The 531-nt window shown below is 58.2% G+C and carries 1 pseudogene; it reads left to right on the top strand.

Annotation, left to right across the window (positions count from 1 at the left end):
* Positions 1 to 337 precede the first annotated feature (337 nt).
* Positions 338 to 531 (top strand): annotated as a pseudogene (locus tag NKH89_RS35720) (hypothetical protein); the annotation flags it as partial.

Raw genomic sequence — 531 nt, 5'->3', positions numbered from 1 at the left:
TCTGGGCCATCCGGCCACGGCTTCGCTTTGTCCACATCCACAGCTTGAATCATAACCCAGCCTCAGACGAAACCCCAGTAAGCCGATTTTCAAAACGGCCTCTGAGGCCGGCAGGTAATGCGCCACACCCAGTGCTGATCGGGCTTCCTCTGCAGATGATAGATTGAGTTTCTTAGAAAGTGCACTTTAGCAAGTTGCAAGGGCTTCCGGGATTCCTAGCCGATCCGCCGCTGTTTTAGCCAGGGCGGATACCATCTGTAGCTTTGTGCGGGCGCATGAGATGCAGCCATCCGGTGTGGGCCGCGGCAGAGGCACTTTCGCGTGATAGACTGCTTGCATGGAGATCGACACCGACAAGATCGGCGATGCCGTTCTGGGCCTGCTTTGGCTGACGCTGCATGACGAGAGGCGCAGTGCCCATCGGCAAAGCCGCGATGGCTATGGTCTCGGGAGATTTCCAGCCGCAGGTTTGGGCGGAGCATCACCGGTAGCCCTGCGCTCGTTGACGATTTGCCGAAGGTTGTCGATGCC

The sequence above is a fragment of the Mesorhizobium sp. M0923 genome (assembly GCF_040319365.1).
Lineage (GTDB): Bacteria > Pseudomonadota > Alphaproteobacteria > Rhizobiales > Rhizobiaceae > Mesorhizobium.
Note: the sequence above shows the minus strand (reverse complement) of the source record. Positions and strands in the feature narration are given on the sequence as shown.